Source organism: Streptomyces sp. NPDC089799, assembly GCF_040684755.1.
GTDB lineage: Bacteria > Actinomycetota > Actinomycetes > Streptomycetales > Streptomycetaceae > Streptomyces.
This window is the reverse complement of sequence record NZ_JBFBGR010000007.1, coordinates 121,717-146,652: the sequence shown is the minus strand read 5'-3', so window position 1 is coordinate 146,652 and position 24,936 is coordinate 121,717. Positions and strand designations below refer to the sequence as shown.

The 24,936-nt window shown below is 72.5% G+C and carries 18 protein-coding genes; 8 read left to right on the top strand and 10 right to left on the bottom strand.

The annotated features are described in order from the left end of the window. Positions 1-90: 90 nt before the first annotated feature. Genes AB0O36_RS09570 through AB0O36_RS09555 form a run of 4 tightly spaced genes read right to left on the bottom strand, consistent with a single transcriptional unit; the run spans position 91 to position 3,683 of the window. Complete coding sequence (locus AB0O36_RS09570) at positions 91-810, bottom strand: ABC transporter permease (protein ID WP_365106502.1); 720 nt, start codon at positions 808-810, stop codon at positions 91-93. A gap of 14 nt (positions 811-824) precedes the next feature. Then, entirely contained in the window at positions 825-1,736 is a 912-nt protein-coding gene (locus AB0O36_RS09565) for an ABC transporter ATP-binding protein (RefSeq protein WP_365106499.1), read from the bottom strand. Beyond that, positions 1,733-2,620: an ABC transporter permease subunit gene (locus AB0O36_RS09560; RefSeq protein ID WP_365106496.1), complete on the bottom strand. Its 888-nt coding sequence runs from the start codon at positions 2,618-2,620 to the stop codon at positions 1,733-1,735. The genes AB0O36_RS09565 and AB0O36_RS09560 overlap by 4 nt, the downstream gene beginning before the upstream one ends. Then, positions 2,610-3,683 (bottom strand): ABC transporter ATP-binding protein, encoded by a 1,074-nt coding sequence (locus AB0O36_RS09555; RefSeq protein WP_365106494.1) that lies wholly within the window; start codon positions 3,681-3,683, stop codon positions 2,610-2,612. The genes AB0O36_RS09560 and AB0O36_RS09555 overlap by 11 nt, the downstream gene beginning before the upstream one ends. 175 nt (positions 3,684-3,858) lie before the next feature. Here AB0O36_RS09555 and AB0O36_RS09550 point away from each other — a divergent pair, with 175 nt between their 5' ends. The 3 genes from AB0O36_RS09550 (at position 3,859) to AB0O36_RS09540 (ending at position 7,496) form a co-directional block, all read left to right on the top strand. After that, positions 3,859-4,692 carry a M24 family metallopeptidase gene (locus AB0O36_RS09550; RefSeq protein WP_365106491.1) on the top strand — a complete coding sequence of 278 codons (834 nt, stop codon included), beginning with the start codon at positions 3,859-3,861 and terminating at the stop codon, positions 4,690-4,692. Then, entirely contained in the window at positions 4,689-6,461 is a 1,773-nt protein-coding gene (locus AB0O36_RS09545) for an SDR family oxidoreductase (protein ID WP_365106488.1), read from the top strand. The genes AB0O36_RS09550 and AB0O36_RS09545 overlap by 4 nt, the downstream gene beginning before the upstream one ends. 120 nt (positions 6,462-6,581) lie before the next feature. After that, positions 6,582-7,496, top strand: coding sequence for a MerR family transcriptional regulator (locus tag AB0O36_RS09540; RefSeq protein WP_365106485.1), 915 nt, complete (start codon positions 6,582-6,584; stop codon positions 7,494-7,496). Positions 7,497-7,586: 90 nt separating this feature from the next. Here AB0O36_RS09540 and AB0O36_RS09535 read toward each other — a convergent pair whose 3' ends face one another. Next, entirely contained in the window at positions 7,587-8,336 is a 750-nt protein-coding gene (locus AB0O36_RS09535; RefSeq protein ID WP_365106482.1) for an aquaporin, read from the bottom strand. Between the two features lie 174 nt (positions 8,337-8,510). Here AB0O36_RS09535 and AB0O36_RS09530 point away from each other — a divergent pair, with 174 nt between their 5' ends. The 3 genes from AB0O36_RS09530 (at position 8,511) to AB0O36_RS09520 (ending at position 14,126) form a co-directional block, all read left to right on the top strand. Then, positions 8,511-9,065, top strand: coding sequence for an RNA 2'-phosphotransferase (locus AB0O36_RS09530; protein ID WP_365106479.1), 555 nt, complete (start codon positions 8,511-8,513; stop codon positions 9,063-9,065). 163 nt (positions 9,066-9,228) lie between these two features. Further along, positions 9,229-11,079, top strand: coding sequence for an HSP90 family protein (locus AB0O36_RS09525; RefSeq protein WP_365106476.1), 1,851 nt, complete (start codon positions 9,229-9,231; stop codon positions 11,077-11,079). Next, positions 11,076-14,126 (top strand): tetratricopeptide repeat protein, encoded by a 3,051-nt coding sequence (locus AB0O36_RS09520; protein ID WP_365106473.1) that lies wholly within the window; start codon positions 11,076-11,078, stop codon positions 14,124-14,126. The genes AB0O36_RS09525 and AB0O36_RS09520 overlap by 4 nt, the downstream gene beginning before the upstream one ends. A 70-nt stretch (positions 14,127-14,196) precedes the next feature. Here AB0O36_RS09520 and AB0O36_RS09515 read toward each other — a convergent pair whose 3' ends face one another. After that, positions 14,197-15,099 (bottom strand): LLM class flavin-dependent oxidoreductase, encoded by a 903-nt coding sequence (locus AB0O36_RS09515; RefSeq protein WP_365106470.1) that lies wholly within the window; start codon positions 15,097-15,099, stop codon positions 14,197-14,199. Between the two features lie 63 nt (positions 15,100-15,162). On the opposite strand from AB0O36_RS09515, the gene AB0O36_RS09510 reads away from it, so the two are divergent. Beyond that, on the top strand, positions 15,163-16,077 hold the full coding sequence (locus AB0O36_RS09510; RefSeq protein ID WP_365106468.1) for a Cof-type HAD-IIB family hydrolase: 915 nt from the start codon (positions 15,163-15,165) through the stop codon (positions 16,075-16,077). Positions 16,078-16,158: 81 nt separating this feature from the next. Here AB0O36_RS09510 and AB0O36_RS09505 read toward each other — a convergent pair whose 3' ends face one another. The 4 genes from AB0O36_RS09505 to AB0O36_RS09490 form a co-directional block, all read right to left on the bottom strand. Further along, on the bottom strand, positions 16,159-17,949 hold the full coding sequence (locus AB0O36_RS09505; RefSeq protein WP_365106465.1) for a GAF domain-containing protein: 1,791 nt from the start codon (positions 17,947-17,949) through the stop codon (positions 16,159-16,161). A gap of 149 nt (positions 17,950-18,098) precedes the next feature. Beyond that, the gene (gene cydD, locus AB0O36_RS09500) at positions 18,099-21,701 is read right to left on the bottom strand and encodes a thiol reductant ABC exporter subunit CydD (RefSeq protein WP_365106462.1); all 3,603 of its coding nucleotides are present in this window, start codon (positions 21,699-21,701) and stop codon (positions 18,099-18,101) included. A 103-nt stretch (positions 21,702-21,804) separates the two neighbouring features. Next, complete coding sequence (gene cydB, locus AB0O36_RS09495) at positions 21,805-22,806, bottom strand: cytochrome d ubiquinol oxidase subunit II (RefSeq protein WP_365106459.1); 1,002 nt, start codon at positions 22,804-22,806, stop codon at positions 21,805-21,807. Positions 22,807-22,824: 18 nt separating this feature from the next. Further along, positions 22,825-24,333, bottom strand: coding sequence for a cytochrome ubiquinol oxidase subunit I (locus AB0O36_RS09490; RefSeq protein WP_365106456.1), 1,509 nt, complete (start codon positions 24,331-24,333; stop codon positions 22,825-22,827). 194 nt (positions 24,334-24,527) lie between these two features. Between AB0O36_RS09490 and AB0O36_RS09485 the strand changes: the two genes are divergently transcribed. After that, complete coding sequence (locus AB0O36_RS09485; RefSeq protein ID WP_365106453.1) at positions 24,528-24,899, top strand: cyclophilin-like fold protein; 372 nt, start codon at positions 24,528-24,530, stop codon at positions 24,897-24,899. Positions 24,900-24,936: the final 37 nt, after the last annotated feature.

Sequence of the window (24,936 nt, the reverse complement as noted above, 5' to 3'; positions counted from 1 at the left end):
CGGTGCCCCGCCGGGATTGTGGCCCGGGCGGGGCACCGCTTCGTTCTGCTTCGGGCCGGCGGAACCCGCCGGGGCCACTCCTCGCCGGGGCTACTCCTCGCCGGCGATCGTGAGCCGTCGCAGCTTCTGGCCGGCGTAGACCGTGGCGCCGACGGTGACGCCCGCGAGCAGGAGCGAGGCCGTGGGCAGGCCGACGGCCGAGTCCACGTAGCCCGGTCCGGCCACCTTCTCGGCCAGGGACAGCGCCCACTGCTGGACGCTGAGGGTCTTGGCGCCGTCGACCAGGCTGCCGAAGAGGGACTCCCAGATCAGGGCGTAGACCAGGCCGAAGACCACCGCGTGCCGGCTGATCGTGCCCAGCAGCAGGAACAGCGCGCTGTACGCGACGGAGGCGACGAGGGCGGCGACGGTGTAGGCCACGGCGATCTGCTGGCCGTTGCCGTTGAGGATGAAGCCGGCGATCAGGGTGGGGAGGGCCGAGAAGGCCATGGTCACGGCGATCGCGACGATCAGCTTGGTCATGATGATCGTCGGGCGCTTCACCGGCTTGGCGAGCAGGTAGACGATCGAGCCGTCGTCGATCTCGGGGCCGATGGCCCCGGTGCCCGCGATGACCCCGATCAGCGGGACCATCGTGGCCAGGGCGAACCCGCCGAGCAGGTCGGCGGCGACCTTGTCGTCCACGCCCGTGAGGGCGCGCACGGCGACCGAGATGAGGAGGAGCAGGGCCGGCAGCGCGAAGAGGATCAGCGCGCGGCGGCGGCCCAGGAGGGCCCGGTAGGTGAGCCGGGCGACGGTGGGGTTGTACATCGGTGCCAGCTCCTTCAGGCCGCTACGAGGTAGGAGAAGACCGACTCGAGGGACTCGTCGGACGGGGAGACCGTCAGCAGCCGGATGCCCTGTTCACGGGCGACCCTGGGCAGCAGTTCGGTGAACCGTCCGAAGTCGACCGCCTGGATGCGCAGGGCGCCCTCCTTGTGGTCGACCTCGATGCCGGCGGTGGACGGGTCGGCGATGAGGGCCGCGGCCAGCGCCCGGTCGTCGGAGGAGCGGATCAGGTAGCGGTGCGGGCGGTCGGTCATCAGCCGGCGGATCTTGCGGAAGTCTCCGGAAGCGGCGTGCCGGCCGGCGACGATCACCTCGATGTGGGAGGCGAGCTGCTCGACCTCCTCCAGGATGTGGGAGGAGAACAGCACGGTGCGGCCCTCGGCGCCCATCCGCCGCAGCAGGTCCATCAGCTGCATGCGCTGCCGCGGGTCCATGCCGTTGAACGGCTCGTCCAGCAGGAGCACGGACGGGTCGTGGACCAGGGCCGACGCCATCTTCACGCGCTGCCGCATGCCCTTGGAGTAGGTGGCGATCTTGCGGTCCTGGGCGTACTCCATCTCCACGGTGGCCAGGGCCCGCCGGGCGGCGGCGTCGTCGAGTCCGTGCAGCTCGGCGTTGGCTACGACGAACTCGCGGCCGGTGAGGAAGTCGTACATGGCCTCGCGCTCGGGCACGACGCCGATGTGCTCGTAGATGCGCTCGTTGCGCCAGATCGGGGTGCCGTCGAGGGTGACGGTGCCGGTCGAGGGGGCCAGGAAGCCGCCCATCATGTTGATGAGGGTGGACTTGCCGGCGCCGTTGGGGCCGAGGAGGCCGGTGACGCCGGGACCGATGCGCATGGTCACGTCGTTGACGGCTACGACGTTCCCGAACCAGCGGGAGGCGTGGTCGATGTCGATGGTTGTCACAGCCCGGCCTTCCGGTAGCGGGCCATCAGCGCGGCGTAGGAGCCGGCGATGAGGCCGAGGATCACCAGCAGGTAGACGACGCCCGTGCCGGCCGAGGGGCCTTCACCGCCGGGGAAGGCGGAGGTGGCGCCGAGGAAGGCGGTCTGGAAGCCGTCGATCAGGGTGATCGGGGAGAACAGGCCCATCCACTCGATGGCCCCGCTGTTGCTCGTTTCCATGGCCACTGCCTGGACGGTGGAGACCGCACCGTAGGGGATGAGCAGCAGCGCGATGACGGCGGCGACGCCGAAGCCCCGGCGCGGGGTGAGCGCGGCCATCACCAGGCCGAGGCCCGCGAACAGTACGGAGAGCACGAGTACCGACACCAGTCCCTGCCCGAATCCCTTGGTCTGGTCACCGAAGTCGAACTTGGCCAGCAGCGAGCCGATGTACATGATCAGCAGTGGCACGGCGGTGAGGACGAACAGGGCGCTGGCCATCGCGGCGTACTTGGCGAGGACGTAGTCAACGCGTTCGATGGGCCGCGAGAAGTACAGCGGCACGGTCTTGAAGCGCAGGTCCCGGGAGACCGACTGGGGTGCCTGGGAGGCCAGGTAGAGCCCGATGACGACCTGGGTGGTCAGCGCGTACGTCGTGTACTTGATCGGCAGGTCGGTCGAGCCCGGGACGGCGATGGCCACCGCGACGATGATCAGCGCGGGGACGCACATCACCGCGAAGAGCAGCATCGGCAGGACCTTGGACTTGGCCGAGCGGCCCAGTCCGTAGGCGCCGCGCAGGGACTGCGAGTACAGGGACGTGCGGGCGTATCCGCGGCCGAGGCGGGGGCCGTCGTAGGAGCGGTAGCCGATGTTGTGGATCTGGGTGGAGCTGTCAGCGGCCATCGGATCCGGCTCCCTTCTGTGTGTGCTGCCGGGGGTCGTACTGCGGGGCGGCGGGCTGCTGGGCGGCGGGTTCGCGGAAGACCTCCGCGATGTGGTGGCGGCGCTGCTCCATGCGGACCAGGCCCAGGCCCAGTGCGGCGACGGTGTCGCGCACGATGTCGTACGTCTGCTCGCCGGTGGCCTCGACCAGCAGGATGTGGCCGGCTCCGGGCAGGCCCTGCTCCTCGCCCGCGTGGGGCACGACGCCCGCCCGGGTCAGCGCCTCGCGCAGGGCGGCGGTGCCGTCCGGGTGGGTGTCGGAGTCGGTGACCTCGACCGCCAGGGTGGTGGTGATCTGTGTGAAGTCGCTGGTGGAGCTGGAGCGCAGCAGCCTGCCGCCGTCGACGACGACCACGTGGTCGCAGGTCCGCTCGAGTTCGCCCAGGAGGTGCGAGGTGACCAGGACGGAGATGCCGAAGTCGGTGTGGACGCGGCGGATCAGGCCGAGCATCTCGTCGCGGCCGACCGGGTCCAGTCCGTTGGTGGGCTCGTCGAGGAGCACCAGCTGGGGGTCGTGGACCAGGGCCTGGGCGAGTTTGACGCGCTGCTTCATGCCGGTGGAGTAGCCGCCGATGGGGCGGTACCGCTCCTCGTAGAGGCCGACGTGGCGCAGGGTGTCGGCGGTCCGCTCGCGGGCGGCGGTCGGCGGCAGCCCGGACATGCGTGCCATGTGCACGACGAACTCGGTGGCCGAGACGTCGGGCGGCAGGCAGTCGTGCTCGGGCATGTAGCCGACGCGTTCACGGATGGCGCTGCCGTGCGTGGCGACGTCCAGTCCGAGTACGGCGGCATGGCCCTCGGTGGCGGGGGAGAGTCCCAGCAGGATCTTGATCAGCGTGGACTTGCCGGCTCCGTTGGCGCCCACGAGTCCGGTTACTCCGGGCCCGATGTCCAGGGAGAGCCGGTCGAGGGCGGTCACTCGGGGGTACCGCTTGCTCAGGCTTTCGGTCGCGATGACAGTCACGGCTCCGACGGTAGTGGCGCGGCCGGTCCGGGGCGTCAGACCTGGAGCGGGACCGCGCATCCGCCTTCAGGACTACACGCCCTTACGGGAGTCTGATGCCGGGTGGCTCCGGAGAGCTGTCCTGCGGTCCGGAGCGGCACGGGTCCGTGCACACCCCTTGACGTGATCTCCAGGCATTGTCACATTCATCAGTGTCAACTTACGGGCGCGTACGGCTACGGGACGGACGGCGGTCATGGCAGGGGACGATCTTCGCGGGTTCAGGGAAGTGCAGCGGCTCGCCTACGCGTGCGCCGAGGCGGTCGCGGCACAGCTCAAGGCCGGGATCACCGAGCGGGAGGCCGCGCGGATGCAGCGCGACTGGCTGCGCGAGCGGGGGGTGCGGGACTGGTTCCACCTGCCGTTCGCCTGGTTCGGGGACCGCACGGCGTTCACGGGCTTCCGGATACCGCTCCAGTTCTTCCCGACCGGCCGGCGGCTGGAGCCGGGCATGGCGTTCGTCCTGGACGCGGCCCCGGTCCTGAACGGGTACGCGGCGGACATCGGCTATTCGGGCAGCCTGGGGCTCAATCCGGTCCAGGACCGGCTGATGGACGACCTCCGGGCGCACCGGGACCTGATCCTCGCCGAGGTCCGCGAGCGGCGTACGCTGCGTGAGATCTACGAGGACGTGGACCGGCTGATGGTCCGGCAGGGCTATGCGAACCGGCACCGCGCCTATCCGTTCGGGGTGATCGCGCACAAGGTCGGACGGGTCGGGGAGAGCCGCTGGTCGCCGACGGCGTTCGGCTTCGGCACCCAGTCGCTGAAGGGCCTGGCGGGCGACCTCCTGCACGGGCACCGCGAGGGCTGGTCCCCGCTGTGGAGCCCCCACAAGTGGTCCGACCATCCACCGCAGCCCGGCCTGTGGGCGGTGGAGCCCCATCTGGGGTTCCGGGGCACCGGGGCGAAGTTCGAGGAGCTCCTGGTCGTCACCGACTCCAGGGATCCCGAGGAGAGCGCGTTCTGGCTGGACGACGACCTGCCGCACGTGCGGCGCTGGGCCGAGACCGAGGAGAAGGTGGCATGAGCGGGACGGGGCGTACGGACGTGCGCGAGCGCCGGGTGAGCACGGGCGGGATCGAGCTGAGCGTCGTGGAGCTCGGTGACCCCGACCGGCCGTCCGTGGTGCTGGTGCACGGCTATCCGGACAGCAAGGAGGTCTGGTCGGAGGTCGCCGACCGGCTGGCGGACCACTTCCACGTGGTGCTCTACGACGTGCGGGGACACGGCGGGTCGACGGCCCCGCAGCCGCTGCGCGGCGGGTTCACCCTGGAGAAGCTGACCGACGACTTCCTGGCCGTCGCGGACGCCGTCAGCCCGGACCGGCCGGTGCACCTGGTGGGGCACGACTGGGGGTCCGTACAGGGCTGGGAGTTCGCCACGGTCCGGCGGACCGAGGGCCGGATCGCCTCGTTCACCTCAATCTCCGGTCCCTCGCTGGACCACTTCGGGCACTGGATCAAGAAGCGGATGGCCCGGCCCACCCCGCGCCGGGCGGCGCAGCTGCTCGGGCAGGGCGCCAAGTCCTGGTACGTGTACATGCTGCACACGCCGGTCCTGCCGGAGCTGGCCTGGCGGGGACCCCTGGGCAAGCGCTGGCCGAAGCTGCTGGAGCGGACCGAGGGGGTCCCGACCGGGAACTACCCGACGCCGTCGCTGCCCTCGGACGCGGCCCACGGCGCCTGGCTCTACCGGGACAACGTCCGGCCCCGGATGCGCCGGCCGCGCCCGGACGCGTACGCCCACGTGCCGGTCCAGCTGATCACCCCGACCGGGGACGCGTTCCTCTCCGAGCGGCTCTACGACGAGCTGGAGCTGTGGGCACCGGACCTGGTGCGCCGTACCCTGCCGGCCAAGCACTGGGTGCCGCGGAGCCGGCCCGACCAGCTGGCCGCCTGGATCACCGAGTTCGTCACCTCCCGGGAGGAGGCGCCCGGCCCGGCCCCGGAGCAGCGGGCCCCCGGCCGGTACGCCGACCGCTTCGGCGGGCAGCTGGTGCTGGTGACCGGCGCCGCCAGCGGGATCGGCCGGGCCACCGCCTTCGCGTTCGCCGAGGCCGGTGCCCGGGTGGTGGCCGTCGACCGGGACGGCGAAGGGGCCGTCCGGACGGCCGAGATGGCCCGGCTGATCGGGGCGCCCGCCGCCTGGGGCGAGTGCGTGGACGTCAGCGACGAGCAGGCCATGGAGAAGCTGGCGGAGAAGGTCGCCGCCGAGTACGGGATCGTGGACGTCCTGGTCAACAACGCCGGGATCGGCCTGTCCGGGAGCTTCCTGGAGACCAGCTCGGAGGACTGGAAGAAGGTCCTGGACGTCAATCTGTGGGGGGTCATCCACGGCTGCCGGATCTTCGGCCGCCAGATGGCCGACCGCGGTCAGGGCGGGCACATCGTCAACACCGCCTCGGCGGCCGCCTACCTGCCGTCCCGGACGCTGCCCGCCTATTCGACCTCCAAGGCCGCGGTGCTGATGCTGTCCGAGTGCCTGCGGGCGGAACTGGCCTCCCGGTCGATCGGGGTGTCGGCGATCTGCCCCGGCATCATCAACACCAACATCACCTCCACCGCCCGGTTCGCGGGGGTGGACGAGGCGGAGGAGAAGCGCCGGCAGCAGCGTTCGGCGCGGCTGTACGGGCTGCGGAACTTCCCGCCGGAGAAGGTGGCCGACGCGGTCCTGGACGCGGTGGTCCACAACCGGGCCGTGGTCCCGGTGACCCCCGAGTCCAAGGGCGCGCTGTTCATGTCGAGGTACACCCCGCGGCTGCTGCGCCGGCTGGCGAGGGTGGAACCGAAGCTGTGAGCGGGCACCCGGCCGGCGCGCGCCTTCCCGTTCCGGCGCGGAGTGGGACCGGCACGGCCGTATCCCGCTCCATCCGGCGGTCGTACCATCCCTCGCAGGCCATGTCGTAGGGAGCCGGGATTGTCCGAACAGGTGCCAGCCGAGTACCGCATCGAGGATCTGGCGCACCACAGCGGTGCGACGGTCCGCACCATCCGTGCGTACCAGGACCGCGGGCTGCTGCCGAAGCCGGAGCGGCGCGGCCGTTCCAACGTGTACCGGGACACGCATCTGGCGCGGCTGCGCCAGATCGCCGACCTCCTGGACCGCGGCTACACCCTGGCCTCCATCAAGGAGCTGCTGGAGGCCTGGGACGCGGGGCGCGGTCTGGGCGGGGTGCTGGGTCTGGTGGCCGAGGTGCACGGGCCGTGGACGGACGAGGAGGCGGCCCGGATCTCCCGGGACGAGCTGAACGAGCGGTTCGGCGGCACTCCGGACGACCGGGCGGTCGACGAGGCGTGCGAACTGGGCGTGCTGGAGCGGGTGCCGGGGTCCCCGGAGGAGTTCCTGGTGCCCTCACCGCAGGAGCTGGCGGTCGCCGCCGAGCTGTACGCGGCGGGGGTGCCGCTGCCCGCGATCACGGGTCATCTGCGGGAGCTGCGGGGGCAGGTGGAGCACATCGCCTCGCGGTTCCTGGAGTTCACCACGGAGCACGTGTTCGCCCGGTACCTGGACCGGCTCCCTCCGTCGGACGCGGATGCCGCGGAGGCGGCGACGCTGGTGCGCCGGCTGCGGCCACTGGCCCAGCAGACGGTCGACGCGGAGCTGGCGCGGGCGATGCGACTGTTCGCGACGCGCCATCTGCAGCGGCATCTGGGTGCGGCGGGGCCGCCGCACCCGGCCGGTCCGGCCCCGGTGGCGCTGCCCGCCGAGACGGTGCGGGCGGTCGCCGAGCTGGTCGGACCGGAGCATGTGGCGGCGTTCGTCCGGGCCGCCACGGAGCGGGAGCTCCAGGCCCGGACGATGAATGATCTGGCGCGGCGGGGAGGCGGCTGACGTCGCAGCCCTCGTCCACAGGGGGCTCACTTGTTTGGGTTCATTTCCTGCCGAATCGGCTGTGGACAAGTCGCCCGAGCTGTGGACGGCTCAACTAACGGTCTCGTAGACCTGGTTGAGCCGGGGCTTCTTGGTGCGGCCGGCGGTGCCGGGGCGGCGCCCGTAGAGCACGGCGGCGAGGACCAGGCCGAGGATCCCGCCGAGCAGCTGGGCGACCACGAATCCGGGCAGGGACTCGGGGGCGATGCCGGTGAACGAGTCGGTGAAGGCGCGGCCGACGGTGGCGGACGGGTTCGCGAAGGAGCCGGAGGAGGTGAACCAGATCGCGGACGCGATGTAGAGGGCGACCGCGGCGGGGATGAAGCGGGCGCGGCCGACGCGGTCCAGGCCCTGGATGAGGAGGATCAGGCCGGCGGTGGCGATGATCTCGCCGATCAGCAGGTGACCGCCGTCGCGGACCTGGGTGGCCAGGGCTCCGGGGGTGCGGCCGAACATGATCTCGGCGATCACGGCCCCGCCGATCGCGCCCGCGGTCTGCGCAGCGGTGTAGAGCAGTGCCTCGCGGCCGCTGAGGCCGCCCTGGTCCCCGGTGCGCCGGGCCCACCACGAGGTGAGGGTGACCACGGGGTTGAAGTGGGCTCCGGAGAGCGGGCCGATCAGCACGATGAGCAGGCCGAGACCGATCGCGGAGGCGGCGGAGTTGGCGACCAGGGCCACGGCTCTGTCGGCACTGAGCGATGCCGCCTGGATGCCGGACCCGATGATCACGATGAGCAGGGCTGCGGTGCCGATCAATTCGGCGGCCACTCGGCGCGCGAGTGAGGCGGGGGCAGAGGTCATGGAGTCTCCCTTGAGGCAGACGCGTGCAGACGGCGGTCAGGCACGGACCGACGTCGCAGGGCAGGGTTACGGAAAATATATTCCGTATCTTGGAATCGCGATAGAAGGCGTCCACATCTGCCCGAGGGGTGAAAATCCCTGCCCGAACCACCTCCGACCAGGCACTCTGTGGCCATGGACGAGAAACGCTCTGTGAAAGTATCCAAATACGTCTCGAAACATTTGCGGCATCAGCCGGAACGGATCGGACTGGTGCTCGATCCCCAGGGCTGGGTGGAAATCGATGATCTTCTCCGCGCCGCCGCCGACCACGGATTCCGGTTCACCCGCGTAGAACTCGATCACGTCGTCGCCTCCAACGACAAACAGCGCTTCGCGGTCGAGGGCACCCGCATCCGCGCGAGCCAGGGCCACACCGTGACCGGCGTGGACCTCGGCCTCCCGGAAGCCGAACCGCCCGCGTTCCTCTACCACGGCACCGTGCCCGCCGCCCTGGACGCCATCCGCGCCGAGGGGCTCCGCCCCATGCGCCGCCACCACGTCCACCTCTCCCCCGACCGGGAGACCGCCACCCGGGTGGGCGCCCGCCGCGGCCGACCCGTGGTCCTGGTCGTCGACGCCGCGGCCATGCACGCCGCCGGGCACGTCTTCCGGATCAGCGCCAACGGGGTGTGGCTGGTGGACGCGGTACCCCCAGAATTCCTCCGCCTCCCCGGACCGCGCCACTGAAATTCCCTCACCCCAGCGGCCGTTCGGCCCGGCCGGAACCCACCGGCACGACCGGAATTGCGGAAGAGATTGTCCGACCCTCCCCCTACGCTGATCACCACGATCTGTGAGGGGGGGTCCTCGCGGTCGCCCACCCACCGTGCGCACCACGAGGTGACAGCTCATGACGTCCGTGAACAACTTCCAGGTAGACCTGCGCGGTCTGGTCGACCTCCTCTCCCACCACCTCTACTCCAGTCCCCGGGTCTATGTGCGCGAGCTCCTGCAGAACGCCGTGGACGCCGTCACCGCACGCCGCATCCACGAACCGGACGCCGAGGCCCGCATCCGGCTGACCGCCTCCGGAGACCAGGTCTCCATCGAGGACAACGGCATCGGGCTGACCGCCGACGAGGCCCACTCCCTGCTCGCCACCATCGGCCGCAGCTCCAAGCGCGGCGGTACCGCCGAGGACATCAGCGGCCTGGAGACCACCCGGCAGGAATTCCTCGGCCAGTTCGGCATCGGTCTGCTGGCCTGCTTCGTCGTGGCCCGCCGCATCCGCGTCGTCACGCGCTCCGCCCGCGACCCGCAGGCCCCGCCCGTCGAATGGCTCGCCACCGACGACGGTTCGTACACCGTCCGCGAACTCCCCGACGAGGCACACCCCGAGCCCGGCACCACCGTCCACCTGCAGGCCCGCCCCGGCGCCACCGAGTGGACCGTGCCCGCCAAGGTCGAGCAGCTCGCCCGCGACTTCGGCGCACTGCTGCCCTACGAGATCACCTTCGAGGACGGCACCGGCGCCGCACCCCGCGTGATCACGGACCGTCCGGCGGTCTGGGACCGGGAGTTCCCCACCCCCACCGCCCGCCGCGTCGCCCTCGCCGGGCACTGCGCCGGACAGTTCGGCTTCACCCCGCTCGACACCATCGACCTCGACCTGCCCGTCGCCGGCGTGCGCGGAGTGGCGTACGTCCTGCCCGAGCCGACCAGCCCCGCGCACCGCGCCGGACACCGGGTCCACCTCAAGGGCATGCTCCTCACGGACCAGGCGGACAACCTCCTGCCGGACTGGGCCTTCTTCGTCCGCGCCGTGCTGGACACGGACACCCTCCGGCCCACGGCCTCCCGGGAGAACCTGTACGACGACGAGACCCTCGCCGCCGTACGGGAAGCCCTGGGCGCCCGCATCCGGAGCTGGCTCGCCGAACTCGCCGCGACCGAACCGGACCGGCTCGCCGCCTTCCTGAACGTGCACCACCTCGGCGTGAAGTCGCTGGCCCGGCACGACGCCGAACTGCTCGGCCTGATGCTGCCCTGGCTGCCCTTCGAGACCAGTGACGGCTCGATGAGCCTGGAGGAGTTCGCCGCCGCGCACAGCGACATCCACTTCACCCGCACCGTGGAGGAGTTCCGCCAGATCGCCCCGATCGCGGCCGCCCACGGCCTCGGCGTGATCAACGCGGGCTACACCTACGACGCCGACCTCCTCGCCCTGCTGCCCGCCGTACGGCCGGGCATCAAGGTCACCGAGCTGGACGCCGGAGCGGTCACGGACCGGCTCGACCAGGTGCCGACCTCCGCCGAGCTGGCCCTCGCCCCCTTCCTGGCCACCGCACGCACCCGGCTGGAGGCCCAGAGCTGCGACGTGGTGCTGCGCGCCTTCCAGCCGGTGTCCGTGCCGGCCCTCTACCTCGACGACCGCCAGGCCCGGCAGGAACGGGACCGCGCGACCGCCGAGGAGAACGCCGACTCGCTGTGGTCCGGCATCCTCGGCGCGCTCCGCGGATCGGGCCCGCGCGCCCGGCTGGTCCTCAACCACAACAACCCGATGGTCCGCCGGATCGCCCAGCTGCCCGACGAGGCCCTCACCGCCACCGCGGTGGAATCCCTCTACGGGCAGGCCCTCCTCATGTCCCAGCGGCCGCTGCGTCCGGCCGACTCCACCCTGCTCAACCGGGCCTTCCTCGGGCTCCTGGAATGGGCGACCCACAGCCACGGCTCCGCCGACCAGCAGGAGGACCAGCAGTGAGCGGCACCATGACCCCCGAAGAGGTCCGCCGGCAGCTGATCGAGAACCAGCGGGCCCCGCACGGCGCCGCGCGCAGCGCGCACGCCGAGGCGATCAGCGCCGCCGCCGAGGCCACGGGGGACAAGGCCCTGCTCCGCCGGGCCCTGGACAACCAGATCGAGGCGTACGAGTTCAGCGCCGAGGCACCCAAGATCCTGGTCCCCTTCGCCCGGCTGCTGCAGGAGTACGACCGGGACCCGTCCGCGTTCGGCCCGAACGAGACCCACTCGCTGTTCTGGCAGTTCAAATGGGTGGCCACCGCCCTCTCCTGTTCCCCCGAGATCTCCCTGGAGTCCGGGGCGGGCTGGCTGGCCGAGATGGAGCGCCGCTACCGGATCGCCGGATACGGCGACCGCCCGGTGCGGGAGGCCGAGCTGTTCCTCGCCGAGGCCATGGCCGACGACGCCCGCGCCGAGCGGGCCGCCGAGGCCTTCATGGCCGCCGAGCGCGACACCATGAGCGACTGCCACGCCTGCGAACTCAACACGCAGGGCTGGTTCTGGTCCCACCGGGGCGACGACGCCAAGGCCGTCGAGGTCTGGAAACCGGTCCTGGAGGGCGACCGCTCCTGCGCGGAGGAGCCGCACCGGACGCTGGCCCGCTCGCTGCTGCCCCTGGTCCGCCTGGGGCGGCTCGACGAGGCCCGCGCGCACCATCTGCGCGGCTACCGGATGGCCCGGGGCAACGAGAGCCTGCTCCGCGCCATCGGACAGCACATCGAGTTCTGCGCGCTCACCGGCAACGAGTCGCGCGGGCTGGAGATCCTCGCGGAGCACTCGGCACACCTGCGCCCGCTGGCCGACCTGGACGCACGGATGACCTTCTACGGCGGCGTGCTCGTGCTGCTGCGCCGGCTGACCGGACTCGGCTTCGGCGACAGCCCGGCCGTCCCGTTCGAGGGGGTCCCGCACACGGTCCGGGAGCTGTACGGGCTCCTGTACGCCGACGCGCTGGACATCGCGCACCGCTTCGACGCACGCAACGGCAACTCCCGCGCCTCGGAGCGCTTCGAGCAGCGGATCGCCCAGGGCCCGCTGCTGGAGGCGCTTCCGCTGGGCGTCCGCAGCGGCCCGCTGCCGGAGCCCGCCCCTGCCTCCACCTCCGCACCTGCACCCGCACCCACATACGCACCCGTGGTCCGCGGTGATGTTTCACGTGAAACGGCGGCCGGGGGAGCAGCCGGTGAGGGGCCCGCCGCGTTCACCGCGCTGGTGGCCGCTGCGCGGGAGGCCCGCGCCCAGGGCCACCCCTCCGCCGATCTGCGCTGGTCGGCGGTGCTCGCCCGGGCGGACGGGGAGTCCGTGGACCCGCTGCTGGCCGCCGATCTGCTGGAGTACCGAGGCGTGGTCGCGGCGCAGGCCGACGATCCGGCCGCCGCCGCGCTGATCGCCGAGGCCCGGGACGCGCACCGGTCCGCCGGCCAGGAGGACCGGGCGGTGCTCGCGGAACTCCGCATGGCCTCGACGGCCGTCCAGTCCGGCTCCGGAGCCGAGGAGATAGGGGAGCTGCTCGCGGCGGCCGCCGAGTCGGCCGGTGCGCTGAGCCCCGACGACCCGCTGCGGACCCGGCGGGTGGCCTCGGTCGAGCTGACCCGCATCCGGATCGAGGCATACCTGAGGGCCGAACACGGCGGCGCGGACGGGCCGGACGGCCGGCTGGTCGCTGACCTTGCCGCCTTCGTGTCCGCCGTGGACGGGAACTCCGCCGCACAGGTCGCGGACCTGCTCTCCGATGCCGAGGAGACCCTGGCCCGGCTGGCCCTGGCCGAGGGAGACGCCGAGCGGGCCGACGCGCTGCTGGCCTCGGCGGCGGAGCGGGGCCCCGGCTCGGGCCGGCCGTGGCTGGCGGTGGACCCCCTGGCCACTCGGGCCGGCGTACTGGTGTCGCTGGGCCGTCCGGAGGAAGCGGTGGTTGCGGCCCGGGCCGCCGTGGCACACGCAGCGGACCTTCCGGAGCCCGAGCGGCAGGGCGCCGTACGGCTGAACCTGGCCGACGTACTGCTGCGGACCGGGGACGCGGAGGAGGCGGCCCGGCACGCCCTGGACGGGGCCCACTGGTTCGACCGGGCGGGACCCTCCGGCACGCGCGGCGGCGGGGCGAAGGCCCGGCTGCTGCTGACCCACGCCTACGCACGGCAGGAGCGCACCGCGGAGGCCGCGGAGGTACTCCAGTCCGCACTGCCGGACCTGCTGGAGCACGGCGAGCGCGAGGCGGTGCACGCACGCCGGTTCCTCGGGGAACTGCTGGACGGACTGCACGATCCGCGGGCGGCCGCCGAGCAGTTCCTGCTCGCCGCCGAGACGGCGAAGGAGTGGGAGGACCCGCGCCCGCAGGCCGGGCTGGCCCACTCGGCGGCCGAATCCCTGGCCGCCGCCGGGCTGGTGACGGAGTCCGTCGCCGCCTACGAGCGGGCCCTGGAGCTGCACCGGGCGGCGGGGGACGCCCCCGTGGCGGTGGTCCGGATCCTTCGGTCGCTGGCCTGGCTGTACCTGCGTGAGGGCACGGTGAACGCAACGGTGGCCCGCGCCCGGGCCCGGATGGACGAGGCGGCCGCCCTGCTGGAGGGCGCCACCGAGCCACAGCTGCGCTACGAGACGGCGCAGACCTGGCAGCAGCTCGCGCAGATCCTCGACCAGCGGGTGGACGCGTTCGAGGACGCGTACGCCTACCCCTACGAGGACGAGGACGAGGATGCGGGAGAGGGCGAGGGAGCGGGCACGGGCGAGCCGCTGACCGAGGACGGGATCCGGGAGCTGCGGGACGAGGCCGTCCGGCTGTGGGACCGGGCCGGCGGGATCTACGCCGGGCTCGGCCCGGAGCACGTCCGGCAGCGCTACCAGTGCGCGCACGCGGCCGCGTGGACGGAGTCACAGCTCGGCCGCGCGCAGGAGGGAGCCGACCGCCTCCGCGCACTCGCCGCCGACCTGGGCACCCTGCCCGAGGACGCGGCGCCGGACTGGATGCTGCCCCAGCTGGAGGAGACGGCGAAGGCGCTGCTGGAGGACTGACCCCGGCAGGAACGGCGTTGCCCCCGCACCCCGGAACGGGTACGGGGGCAACGCCGTGCTGCGGCCGGTGTCAGCCCAGCTGTGCCACCGCTTCGGTCGCGATGCGCTCGAACACGGCCTCGTCCGCCGCGAACTGGGAGTCCTGGATCGGGGAGTGGATCACGATCTCGGTGAAGCCGAGCTCGCGGTGCCGGCCCGCGAAGTCCACGAAGGCGTCCACCGAGGCGAGCACCGAGTTCTGCTCCGGCGTGAACCCGGTCAGCAGGATCCTGTCCAGCTCCGCCACGTCCCGGCCGAGGTCGGCACACGCCTTGCCCAGCTTCTCCAGCTGGCCCCGGATCGCCGCCACCGACTGCTCCGGCGTGCCCTCCTCGTACAGCTTCGGGTCCCCGGTGGTGACCCACGCCTGGCCGTGCGCGGCGGCCAGCTTCAGCCCGCGCGGACCTGTGGCGGCCACCGCGAACGGCAGCCTGGGCCGCTGCACGCAGCCGGGGATGTTCCGGGCCTCCTCGGCCGCGTAGAAACGGCCCCGCTCGGTGACCGTGCCCTCCGTCAGCAGCCGGTCCAGCAGCGGCACGAACTCCGCGAAGTGGTCGGCCCGCTCACGCGGGGTCCACCCCTCCTGGCCGAGCGTCGTCGCGTCATAGCCGTTGCCGCCCGCTCCGATGCCCAGGGTGATCCGGCCGCCGGAGATGTCGTCCAGCGAGATCAGCTCCTTGGCCAGGGTGACCGGGTGCCGGAAGTTCGGCGAGGTGACCAGCGTGCCCAGGCGCAGCCGCTCGGTGGCGGTGGCCGCCGCGGTCAGGGTCGGCAGCGCGCCGAACCAGGGACCGTCGCGGAAACTGCGCCAGGCCAGGTGGTCGTAGGTGTAGGCGGTGTGGAAACCGAGCCGCTCGGCGCGCAGCCACTGGTCCCGCCCTCCCTCGTGCCACCGACGTACCGGGAGGATCACCGTGCTCAGACGCAGACTCATGTCATCGAGCGTACGGCGGCCCGCGCCCCTTCCCGGACGCACGGCATCGGCGAAGATGGTCGGGTGACCTCGGCTTCCCAGCGCCCGGACGGGCCCGCACGCACGTCCGCGCCCTCTCCCGTGACCCGGCTCATCGCCACTGACCTCGACGGAACGCTGCTGCGCGACGACAAGTCCGTATCGGAGCGGACCGTCGCGGCGCTCGCCGCGGCCGAGCAGGCCGGCATCGAAGTGTTCTTCGTCACCGGCCGCCCCGCCCGCTGGATGGACGTGGTCAGCGCACACGTCCACGGCCACGGCCTCGCCATCTGCGCGAACGGCGCCGCGGTCGTCGACCTGCACGACGACGGCCGGATCATCGAGGTCCGGCCACTGGCCCGGACGACCGCGCTCTCGGTGGTGCGCGCACTGCGGGAGGCCGCTCCCGGCACCTCCTTCGCGGTCGAGATGACCACCGGCATCCACTACGAACCGGACTACCCGCCGTTCTTCCAGGACCCGGGCGCCACCGTGGCCACCGCCGAGAAGCTGCTGCGCGAGGAGCCCGGCACCGCCGCCGCCCCCGTCATCAAGCTGCTCGCCCACCACGCGGAACTGTCGCCCGACGCGTTCCTGGAGCTCGCCCGGTCCGTGGCCGGCGGGTACGCCTCGATCACCCGCTCCAGCCCCACCGCACTGCTGGAGATCAGCGGGCCGGGCGTGTCCAAGGCCAGCACCCTCGCGATGTGCTGCGCGGAGCGCGGGATCTCCCCCGAGGAGGTGGTGGCGTTCGGCGACATGCCCAACGACGTGGAGATGCTGACCTGGGCGGGCACCTCGTACGCCATGGGCAACGCCCACCCCGACGTACTCGCGGCGGCCTCCGGCCGGACCGTGGCGAACAACGAGGACGGCGTCGCGGTGGTCATCGAGCGCATCCTCGACGAGCGCGCACGGCAGCAGGACACGCAGCAGCAGGACGACCGGGCGCAGCAGTAGGCCCGGCCCGATCCGACGGACACGGCCGGATCCGAAGGACTCGGCCCGATCCGAAGGACACGGCCTGATCCGAAGGTCGGCCTAGAGCGGCGCCTCCCACACCAGGGTGGTGCCGCCGCCGTCCTCCCCGATCCCCGGCCCGTACCAGCTGGAGCCGCCCAGCGACTCGGCGCGCCGCCGCAGGTTGCGCAACCCGCTGCGGCGGCCGCCCTCCTGGATGCCCACCCCGTCGTCGGCGACCTCCAGCCGTACGGCGGGCCGCCCGTCGGGCAGCGTGCCGGTGGAGTCCAGCACCACCTCGATGCGGGAGGCTTCCGCGTGCCGGAAGGCGTTGGACAGGGCTTCGCGCAACGCCGCGATCAGGTTCTTGCCGACGAGTTCCCCGACCACCGCGTCCACCGGGCCCAGAAACCGGTGCGCGGGCTTGAACCCCAGCGGTACGGCCGCCATGTTGATCTCGCGCAGTACCCGGGTGCGGAACCCGGACGGCGCCTCGGCCGGTCCCTGCTGCAGCGCGAAGATCGCCGTACGGATCTCCTGGATGGTGACGTCCAGCTCGTCCACGGCCTTGCCGACACCGTCCACCACCTCGGGCACCACCGACCGGCGCTGCGCGCCCTCCAGCATCATCCCGGTGGCGAAGAGCCGCTGGATCACCAGGTCGTGCAGGTCGCGGGCGATCCGGTCGCGGTCCTCGAAGACCGCCAGCCGCTCCCGGTCGCGCTGTGCCTCCGCCATCATCAGGGCGAGCGCCGCCTGCGCCGCGAACTGGGTGGCCAGGGTCCGCTCGGCCTCCGTGAACGGCCGCTGTCCGCGGGCCCTGGGGGTCACCAGCGCGCCCAGCACCCGGCCGCCGCTGTGCAGCGGAAGCAGCATGCACGGCCCGAACTCGACGGCCAGCCGGGTGATCAGGCGCGGGTCCGTGGCCGCGTCGTCCGCGAACACCGGCTCGCCCGCGAGGAGTTTCCGCACCACCGGGCTCTCGGCCGGGACCAGCACCCCCAGCGAGGACGAGGGGTCGTCGGCGGACACCGCGACGATCTCCATGCCGCCCTCTCCGGCCGGCAGCATCACGATGCCGGCGGCCGAGTCGGCCAGGTGGCGGGCCTGCTCCGCCACCACCGCCAGTGCGTCGTCGGCGTCGCCGCCCGAGAGCAGCGCGGTGGTGACGGCGACCGAGCCGTCGATCCAGCGCTCCCGCTGGGTGGCTGCCTCGTAGAGCCGGGCGTTGCCGATGGCGATGCCGGCCTCGGTGGCCAGCACCCGGACCATGTGCAGGTCGTAGTCGTTGAACGCGGCGCCGCCGCGCTTCTCGGCCAGGTAGAGGTTGCCGAAGTTCTCCCCCTGCACCCGGATGGGCACGCCCAGGAAGGTCTTCATCGGCGGGTGGTGGGCGGGGAAGCCGGCCGAGCGCGGGTCCTTGGTGAGGTCGGCGAGGACCACCGGGTCGGGATGTCTGATCAGCGCCCCCAGCAGACCGCGTTTGCCGTCCGGGCGGTGCCCGATCGCGCGCGCCTGCTCGGCGCTGATGCCGTGGGTGACGAAGTCGGAGAGCCCGCGGCCCTCGGTGTCGACCACCCCGATCGCCGCGTAGCGGGCGTCCGCGAGCTCGGCCGCGGTCTCGCAGATGCGGTCCAGGGTGGAGTGCAGTTCCAGACCGGTGCCGACCGAGCGCATCGCCTCCAGCAGCTGCGGCACCCGGGCGGTGAGCTCGGTGGACAGCCCCTGCAGACTCCGGGTCGCCCGGGTGGCGGCCTCCAGCGGGTCGGCGGCTGACTCGTCCGGGGCGGCTGACTCGTCCGGGGCGCCCGACTCCTCCGGGCCGGCTGACTCCTGCGGGTCGGCGGGCTCCCGCGGCTCCTGCACTGACATGACCTTGAGCCTAATTAGTCCCTTTTACCGAGGAAAGTCGGCCCTCCCCATCGCCACCCGCATCGCCCGCATCGCCCGCATCGCCCGCACCGGAACGCCCCGCGTCGCTCCGGAGCGGCCGGCGCCCCCACCGCAGGGCCGGACAGGCCCTACGCCTGCACCGCCGCCCGGTCCGTCTCCCGTTCCCGTTCCAGCAGCCCGCGCAGCGGCCCGTCGGCCGCGGCGAGTTCCCCGTACGTCCCCCGCTGCACGACCCGCCCGGCCTCCAGCACCAGCACCTCGTCGACCTGGTCCAGCCCGGCCAGCCGATGGGTGATCAGCACCGTGGTGCGGCCCGTCGTGGCGGCCAGCAGATCGGCCGTCAGGGCGTCCGCGGTCCGGGTGTCCAGGTGCTCGGCCGGCTCGTCCAGGACCAGCACCGGGAAGTCCGCCAGCAGGGCCCTGGCCAGCGCCAGGCGCTGCCGCTGCCCGCCGGAGATCCGCTCCCCGTGTTCCCCGACCAGCGTGTCCAGGCCGTCCGGCAGCGCATCCGCCCAGTCCAGCAGCCGGGCCCCGGCCAGCGCCGCGCGCAGCTCCGGCTCGGTCGCCCCGGGCCGGGCCAGCCTCAGGTTCTCCCGGACCGAGCTGTCGAAGATGTGCGCGTCCTGGGCGCACAGCCCGACGAACCGGCGCACCTCGTCGCTCTCCAGGGACCGGGCGTCGGTCCCGCCGAGGGTGTACGAGCCCCCGCCCGGCTCCAGGAAGCGCAGCAGCACCTGGGCCAGGGTGGTCTTGCCGGAGCCCGAGGGTCCGACGACCGCGATCCGCCGGCCCGCCTCCAGGGTCAGGTCGACGGCGGCCAGCGCGTCCCGCTCCCGGCCGGGGTACCGGGCGGTGATCCCGGCCAGCCGCAGCGGGAACGGCGACGCCGGGACCGGGCCGGGCCGCTCCGGCTCGGCGACCGGGACCGGCGCGTCCAGCACCTCGTGGACCCGCTCGGCGCTGCGCCGGACGCGCTGCCGGTACTGCACCGCCAGCGGCAGACCGCTGACCGCCTCGAAGGCGGCGAGCGGGGTGAGCACGACCACGGCCATGGCCACGCCGGACAGCCGTCCGCCGGTCACGGCCGAGGCGCCCACCGCGGCTGCGCCCACCACGGTCAGCCCGCAGAGCAGGGCGGACAGACCGCTGCCGAGCCCGGCGGCGGCCGCGCCCCGGGCGGCAATGGCGGTGAGCGTACGGTCGCGGTCCGCGGCGGCGGCCCTGCGCCCGGCGAGCGCTCCGGCGACCGTCAGCTCGGCGGTGCCGGACAGCAGTTCGGCCACCTCGGTGGCGAGTTCGCCGCGGGCCGGGGCGAGCTGCCGCTCGGCGCGGCGCGCCACGGCGGCGCTGACCAGCGGTACGCCGACCCCGGCCAGCAGCAGTCCGGCGGCGAGCACCGCACCGGCCCCGGGCAGCAGCCAGGCGGTGAACGCCACCGAGCCGGTGCCGACGAGGAGGGCGGTGCCGGCCGGGAGCAGCCAGCGGAGCCAGTAGTCCTGGAGCGCGTCGGCGTCGGCCACCAGCCGGGTCAGCAGATCACCGCGGCGCTGTTCACGCAGCCCTGCGGGGGCGATGCGCTCCAGCCGTCGGTACACCGAGACGCGGAGCTCGGCGAGCATGCGGAGCACGGCATCGTGCGAGACGAGCCGCTCGGCGTACCGGAACACGGCACGGCCGATGCCGAAGGCGCGGGTCGCGGTGACGGCCATCATCAGGTAGAGCACCGGGGGCTGTTCGGAGGCCCGCGAGATCAGCCATCCGGACACCGCCATCAGGCCGACGCTGCTGCCGACGGCGAGCGCTCCGAGCAGCAGCCCGAGGCCGAAGCGGCCGCGCGAGGCCCGCGCGGCCCGCCGGACCCGCCCCAGCGGGTCCCCGGCCCGCCGGCCCGAGCCGGCCCAGGAGTCCACCTCCGGCGGCAGCCCGCCCGCTTCCGGGGCGTCCGCCCCGGCGGGGGTCCCGGCAGGGGTCCCGGCCTTCGCCCCGTCCGCGGCGGAGCCGTCCTCCGCACCTGCGGGAAAGAGCGGTGCGGGGGAGAGGCCCGCCGGGGCGGGCTCCCCGCCACCGGCCCCCGCCCCGCCGGACTCCGGCAGTACGCCGACCACCCGGTCCGCCACCGCGAGCAGCGCCGGCCGGTGCACCACCAGCAGGACCGTGCGGCCCGCCGCCAGCCGCCGGACCGCGTCCACCACGGCCGCCTCGGTCTCCCCGTCCAGCGCGGCCGTCGGCTCGTCCAGGAGGAGCACCGGCCGGTCCGCCAGGAACGCCCGGGCCAGGGCGAGGCGCTGCCGCTGCCCCGCGGAGAGGCCCACGCCGCCCTCGCCGAGCGCCGTCTCCGCACCCCGCGGCAGCGAGGCCACGAACTCCCAGGCGCCCGCGTCCCGCAGGGCGGCCTCGACCTCCGCGGCGGAAGCCTCCGGCCGGGCGAGCCGGACGTTCTCCGCGACCGTCCCCGCGAACAGGTGCGGCCGCTGCGGCACCCATGCGATCCGTGACCGCCACTCCTCCAGTCCCTGCGCCGACAGCTCGGCCAGGTCGGCACCGCCGGCCCGCACCCGTCCCCCGGTCGGGGCGGTGAATCCCAGCAGCACCGACAGCAGCGTGGACTTCCCCGCCCCGCTGGGCCCGGTGAGGGCCACGCACTCGCCCGGCGCCACCTGCAGCGAGACCGGTCCGGGCGAGGCGTCGGCCCGCCCCTCGTACCGGACCTCGACCTCATCGAAGTCCAGTGCCACCGGCCCGGCGGGGACCGCTGCCCGCCCGTCCCGGGCCGGCAGCGGGGTCTGGAGCACCTCGAAGATCTCCTCCGCCGCCGCCAGTCCTTCGGCGGCCGCGTGGTACTGCGCCCCCACCTGCCGCAGCGGCAGGTACGCCTCCGGCGCCAGCACCAGGATCACCAGGCCGGTGTAGAGGTCGAGGTCGCCGTGGACCAGCCGCATGCCGATGGTGACGGCCACCAGCGCCACCGACAGGGTGGCCAGCAGCTCCAGCGCGAAGGAGGAGAGGAAGGCGATCCGCAGGGTCCGCAGGGTGGCCCGGCGGTAGTCGGAGGTGATCGCCCGGATCGACTCCGCCTGCGCCTTGGCCCGGCCGAACACCTTCAGCGTCGGCAGCCCGGCGACCACGTCGAGGAAGTGCCCCGACAACCGGGACAGCAGCCGCCACTGCCGGTCCATCCGGGCCTGCGTGGCCCAGCCGATCAGGACCATGAACAGCGGGATCAGCGGCAGGGTGCCCACGATGATCGCCGCGGACACCCAGTCCTCGGTGACGACCCTGGCCAGCACCGCCGCCGGGACCACCACGGCCAGACCCAACTGGGGCAGGTAGCGGGAGAAATAGTCGTCGAGGGCGTCCACGCCCCGGGTGGCCACCGCCACCAGGGAGCCCGTCCGCTGGCCGCTCAGCCATCCCGGCCCCAGGCCGGAAGCGTGCGCCAGCAGCCGCCCGCGCAGCTCCGACTTGACCGCCGCACTGGCCCGGTGCGCCGCCAGCTCGGTCAGCCAGGACACCAGGGCGCGCCCCAGCGCCACCGCCGCGAGCAGCAGCAGTGGCGTCCGGAGCGCGTCGGCGTCGAGTCCCTTCTCGAAGGCCCCGACCACGATCTCGGCGATGAGCATCGCCTGGCCGACGACCAGCCCCGCCCCGGCCAGGCCGAGGGCCACCACCGCGCCGAGGAACAGGCGGGTGGAGCGGGCGTACCGGAGCAGACGCGGGTCGATCGGTTTCACGTGAAACATTGCCTCCCTGTGAGGAGCCGGGGGCTCGGCGGCCGACGGGCCCGGCGGTCATCGGCCCCGCCCGTCGGCCTCTGCGGTCAGTGGGCTTCGGCGGTCAGTGGGCCTCGGCGATGTGCTGGGTGCCGATCCGCTTGCGGAACACCCAGTACGTCCACCCCTGGTAGAGCAGGACCAGCGGGGTCGCGATCGCGGCGCACCAGGTCATGATCTTCAGCGTGTAGGGGCTGGACGCCGAGTTGGTGACCGTCAGGTTCCACGCCTCGTCCAGCGAGGAGGGCATGACGTTCGGGAACAGCGTCAGGAACAGCATGGCCACGGCCGCGGCGATGGTGACCCCGGACAGGGCGAACGACCAGCCCTCCCGCCCGGCGAGGTTCGCACCCAGGGCACCGGCCAGCGCCAGCACGGCGACGACCAGGGCGACCAGGCTGCCCGTGTCCCCCTTGGACACCTGGGTCCAGCCCAGGAAGGCCACGGCCAGCACGGCGGTGACCGCACCCAGCCGGGTGGCCAGCGCCCGCGCGCGGTCGCGGATGTCACCGACGGTCTTCAGCGAGGCGAACACCGCGCCGTGGAAGGTGAACAGGCCGAGGGTGACCAGGCCGCCCAGGACCGAGTAGACGTTCAGCAGGTCCAGGAGGGTGCCGACGTACTCCTTCTGCGCGTCGATCTTCAGGCCCCGCACCATGTTGGCGAAGGCCACGCCCCACAGGAAGGCCGGGATCAGCGAGGTCCAGAAGATCACGTGCTCCCAGTTGGTCTGCCACCGGTCCTCGGGCCGCTTGACCCGGTACTCGAAGGCCACGCCCCGGAGGATCAGGCAGACCAGGACCAGCAGCAGCGGCAGGTAGAAGCCGGAGAAGAGGGTGGCGTACCAGTCGGGGAAGGCCGCGAAGGTGGCACCGGCGGCGGTGAGCAGCCAGACCTCGTTGCCGTCCCAGACCGGACCGATGGTGTTGATGAGCACGCGCTTCTCGGCGCGGTCCCGGGCCAGCAGCTTGGTCAGGACTCCGATCCCGAAGTCGAACCCTTCCAGGAAGAAGTAGCCGGTCCACAGGACCGCGATGAGTACGAACCAGACGTCGTGGAGTTGCATGGTGTGGTCTCCCCAGCCTCAGTACGAGAAGGCCATCGGCCGGTCGGCGTTCTTGGGGTCGCCGCCGATCCGGGTCGGCGGGTTGAGGTCGGACTCGGTGAGCTCGGGCGGCCCGGCCTTGACGTACTTGGCCAGCAGCCGGACCTCGATCACGGCCAGCACGGCGTAGAGGGCGGTGAAGACGATCATCGAGGTGAGCACCTCGGCCGTGGAGACCCCGGGGGAGACCGCGTCCCTGGTGCGCAGGACCCCGTAGACCACCCAGGGCTGGCGGCCCATCTCGGTGAAGATCCAGCCCCAGGAGCTGGCGATCAGCGGGAAGCCCATGGTCCAGAGCGCGAGGGTCCAGTACCACCGGGTGAGCTTGGGGCTGAGCGTCTTGGTGCGGAAGGGGACCAGGTTCGGGACCTCGTCCTCACCGGTGCGCAGGGCTTCCGGGAGCAGGAACTTCCTGCGGGTCAGCCAGAGACCGAGCGTGCCGATGCCGAGCGAGGCCATGCCGAAGCCGACCATCCAGCGGAAGCCCCAGTAGGCGACCGGGATGTTGGGCCGGTAGTCGCCGGGGCCGAACTTCTCCTGCTCGGCCTTGTTGACGTCGTTGATGCCGGGCACGAACGAGCTGAAGTCGTCCTTGGCCAGGAAGGACAGCAGGCCGGGGATCTCGACGGCCACCTTGTTGTGGCCCTCGTCGACGTCTCCGTACGCGAAGACGGAGAAGGGGGCGGGCGCCTCGCCGTCCCAGAGGGCCTCGGCGGCGGCCATCTTCATCGGCTGCTGCTCGTACATCACCTTGCCGAGCAGGTCACCGCTGATGGCGGTGCCGGCGCCGGCGATGACCAGGGTGACCAGGCCGACCCGCAGGGAGGTCCGCATCACCCGGACGTGCTTCTTGCGGAGCAGGTGAAAGGCTGAGATGCCGACCATGAACGCGCCACCGACCAGGAACGCGGCCGTGATGGTGTGGAAGAACTGGGTGAGGGCGGTGTTCTGGGTGAGGACGGCCCAGAAGTCCGTCAGCTCGGCGCGGCCGGTGGCCTCGTTGATGCGGTAGCCGACCGGGTGCTGCATCCAGGAGTTCGCCGCCAGGATGAAGTAGGCGGACAGGACGGTTCCGATCGAGACCATCCAGATGCAGCCGAGGTGGATCTTCTTGGGGAGCTTGTCCCAGCCGAAGATCCACAGACCTATGAAGGTCGATTCGAAGAAGAAGGCGATCAGGGCTTCGAAGGCCAGCGGGGCCCCGAAGACATCACCCACGAAGCGCGAGTAGTCGGACCAGTTCATGCCGAACTGGAACTCCTGGACGATGCCGGTGACGACACCCATCGCGATGTTGATCAGAAAGAGCTTGCCCCAGAACTTGGTGGCCCTGAGGTACTTCTCGTTCTCGGTCCGCACCCACGCGGTCTGCAGGCCGGCGGTCAGCGCGGCGAGCGAGATCGTGAGGGGGACGAAGAGGAAGTGGTAGACGGTGGTGATGCCGAACTGCCAGCGCGCCAGTGTCTCCGGCGCCAAAGCCAGGTCCACGTCGTCTTCTCCTTACGTCGCCGTGGTCAAGCGGGCAGTCTGCCTGGCGGGTTCCACCCCAAAAGGGGAGGAAGCAGGACACGCTTGTGAACGCGTTCACATTCACAAGCAATTATGACGCATGCGTCCTTCGATCATTCATCCGGGGGGTACACCCCTAGCCAAGGAATTCAACATATTGTTGAATTCGGCTCATGCAGATCCGAATCTCCTGGCCCGCCGGCCACACGACCGCCACCCTCGACGACACCCCGACCGCCAAGGCCCTGGCCGCGGCGCTCCCGATCTCCGCGACCGCGAACACCTGGGGCGAGGAGGTCTACTTCGACACCGGCGTCTCGGCCGCCCTGGAGCACGACGCCCGGCAGGTCGTCGAACCGGGCACCGTCGCCTTCTGGACCGAGGGGGACGCGCTCGCCCTCCCCTACGGCCCCACTCCCATCTCCCGCGGGGGCGAGAGCCGCCTGGCGAGCCCGTGCAACGTGCTCGGCTCGCTCGACGACCCCGACCCCCGCGTGCTGGCCACCGTCCGCGACGGCGACCCCATCCGCGTGGAACTGGCCTGACGGCCCGGAGCCCCACAGGCCCTGAGCCGCACGGGCC

Excerpts from the sequence above, each read along its gene's own strand:
- AB0O36_RS09570 (WP_365106502.1), bottom strand. The coding sequence starts at position 810 with ATGTACAACCCCACCGTCGCCCGGCTCACCTACCGGGCCCTCCTGGGC.
- AB0O36_RS09560 (WP_365106496.1), bottom strand. The coding sequence starts at position 2,620 with ATGGCCGCTGACAGCTCCACCCAGATCCACAACATCGGCTACCGCTCC.
- AB0O36_RS09555 (WP_365106494.1), bottom strand. The coding sequence starts at position 3,683 with ATGCGCGGTCCCGCTCCAGGTCTGACGCCCCGGACCGGCCGCGCCACT.
- AB0O36_RS09550 (WP_365106491.1), top strand. The coding sequence starts at position 3,859 with ATGGCAGGGGACGATCTTCGCGGGTTCAGGGAAGTGCAGCGGCTCGCC.
- AB0O36_RS09545 (WP_365106488.1), top strand. The coding sequence starts at position 4,689 with ATGAGCGGGACGGGGCGTACGGACGTGCGCGAGCGCCGGGTGAGCACG.
- AB0O36_RS09535 (WP_365106482.1), bottom strand. The coding sequence starts at position 8,336 with ATGACCTCTGCCCCCGCCTCACTCGCGCGCCGAGTGGCCGCCGAATTG.
- AB0O36_RS09530 (WP_365106479.1), top strand. The coding sequence starts at position 8,511 with ATGGACGAGAAACGCTCTGTGAAAGTATCCAAATACGTCTCGAAACAT.
- AB0O36_RS09525 (WP_365106476.1), top strand. The coding sequence starts at position 9,229 with ATGACGTCCGTGAACAACTTCCAGGTAGACCTGCGCGGTCTGGTCGAC.
- AB0O36_RS09515 (WP_365106470.1), bottom strand. The coding sequence starts at position 15,099 with ATGAGTCTGCGTCTGAGCACGGTGATCCTCCCGGTACGTCGGTGGCAC.
- AB0O36_RS09505 (WP_365106465.1), bottom strand. The coding sequence starts at position 17,949 with ATGTCAGTGCAGGAGCCGCGGGAGCCCGCCGACCCGCAGGAGTCAGCC.
- cydB (WP_365106459.1), bottom strand. The coding sequence starts at position 22,806 with ATGCAACTCCACGACGTCTGGTTCGTACTCATCGCGGTCCTGTGGACC.
- AB0O36_RS09485 (WP_365106453.1), top strand. The coding sequence starts at position 24,528 with ATGCAGATCCGAATCTCCTGGCCCGCCGGCCACACGACCGCCACCCTC.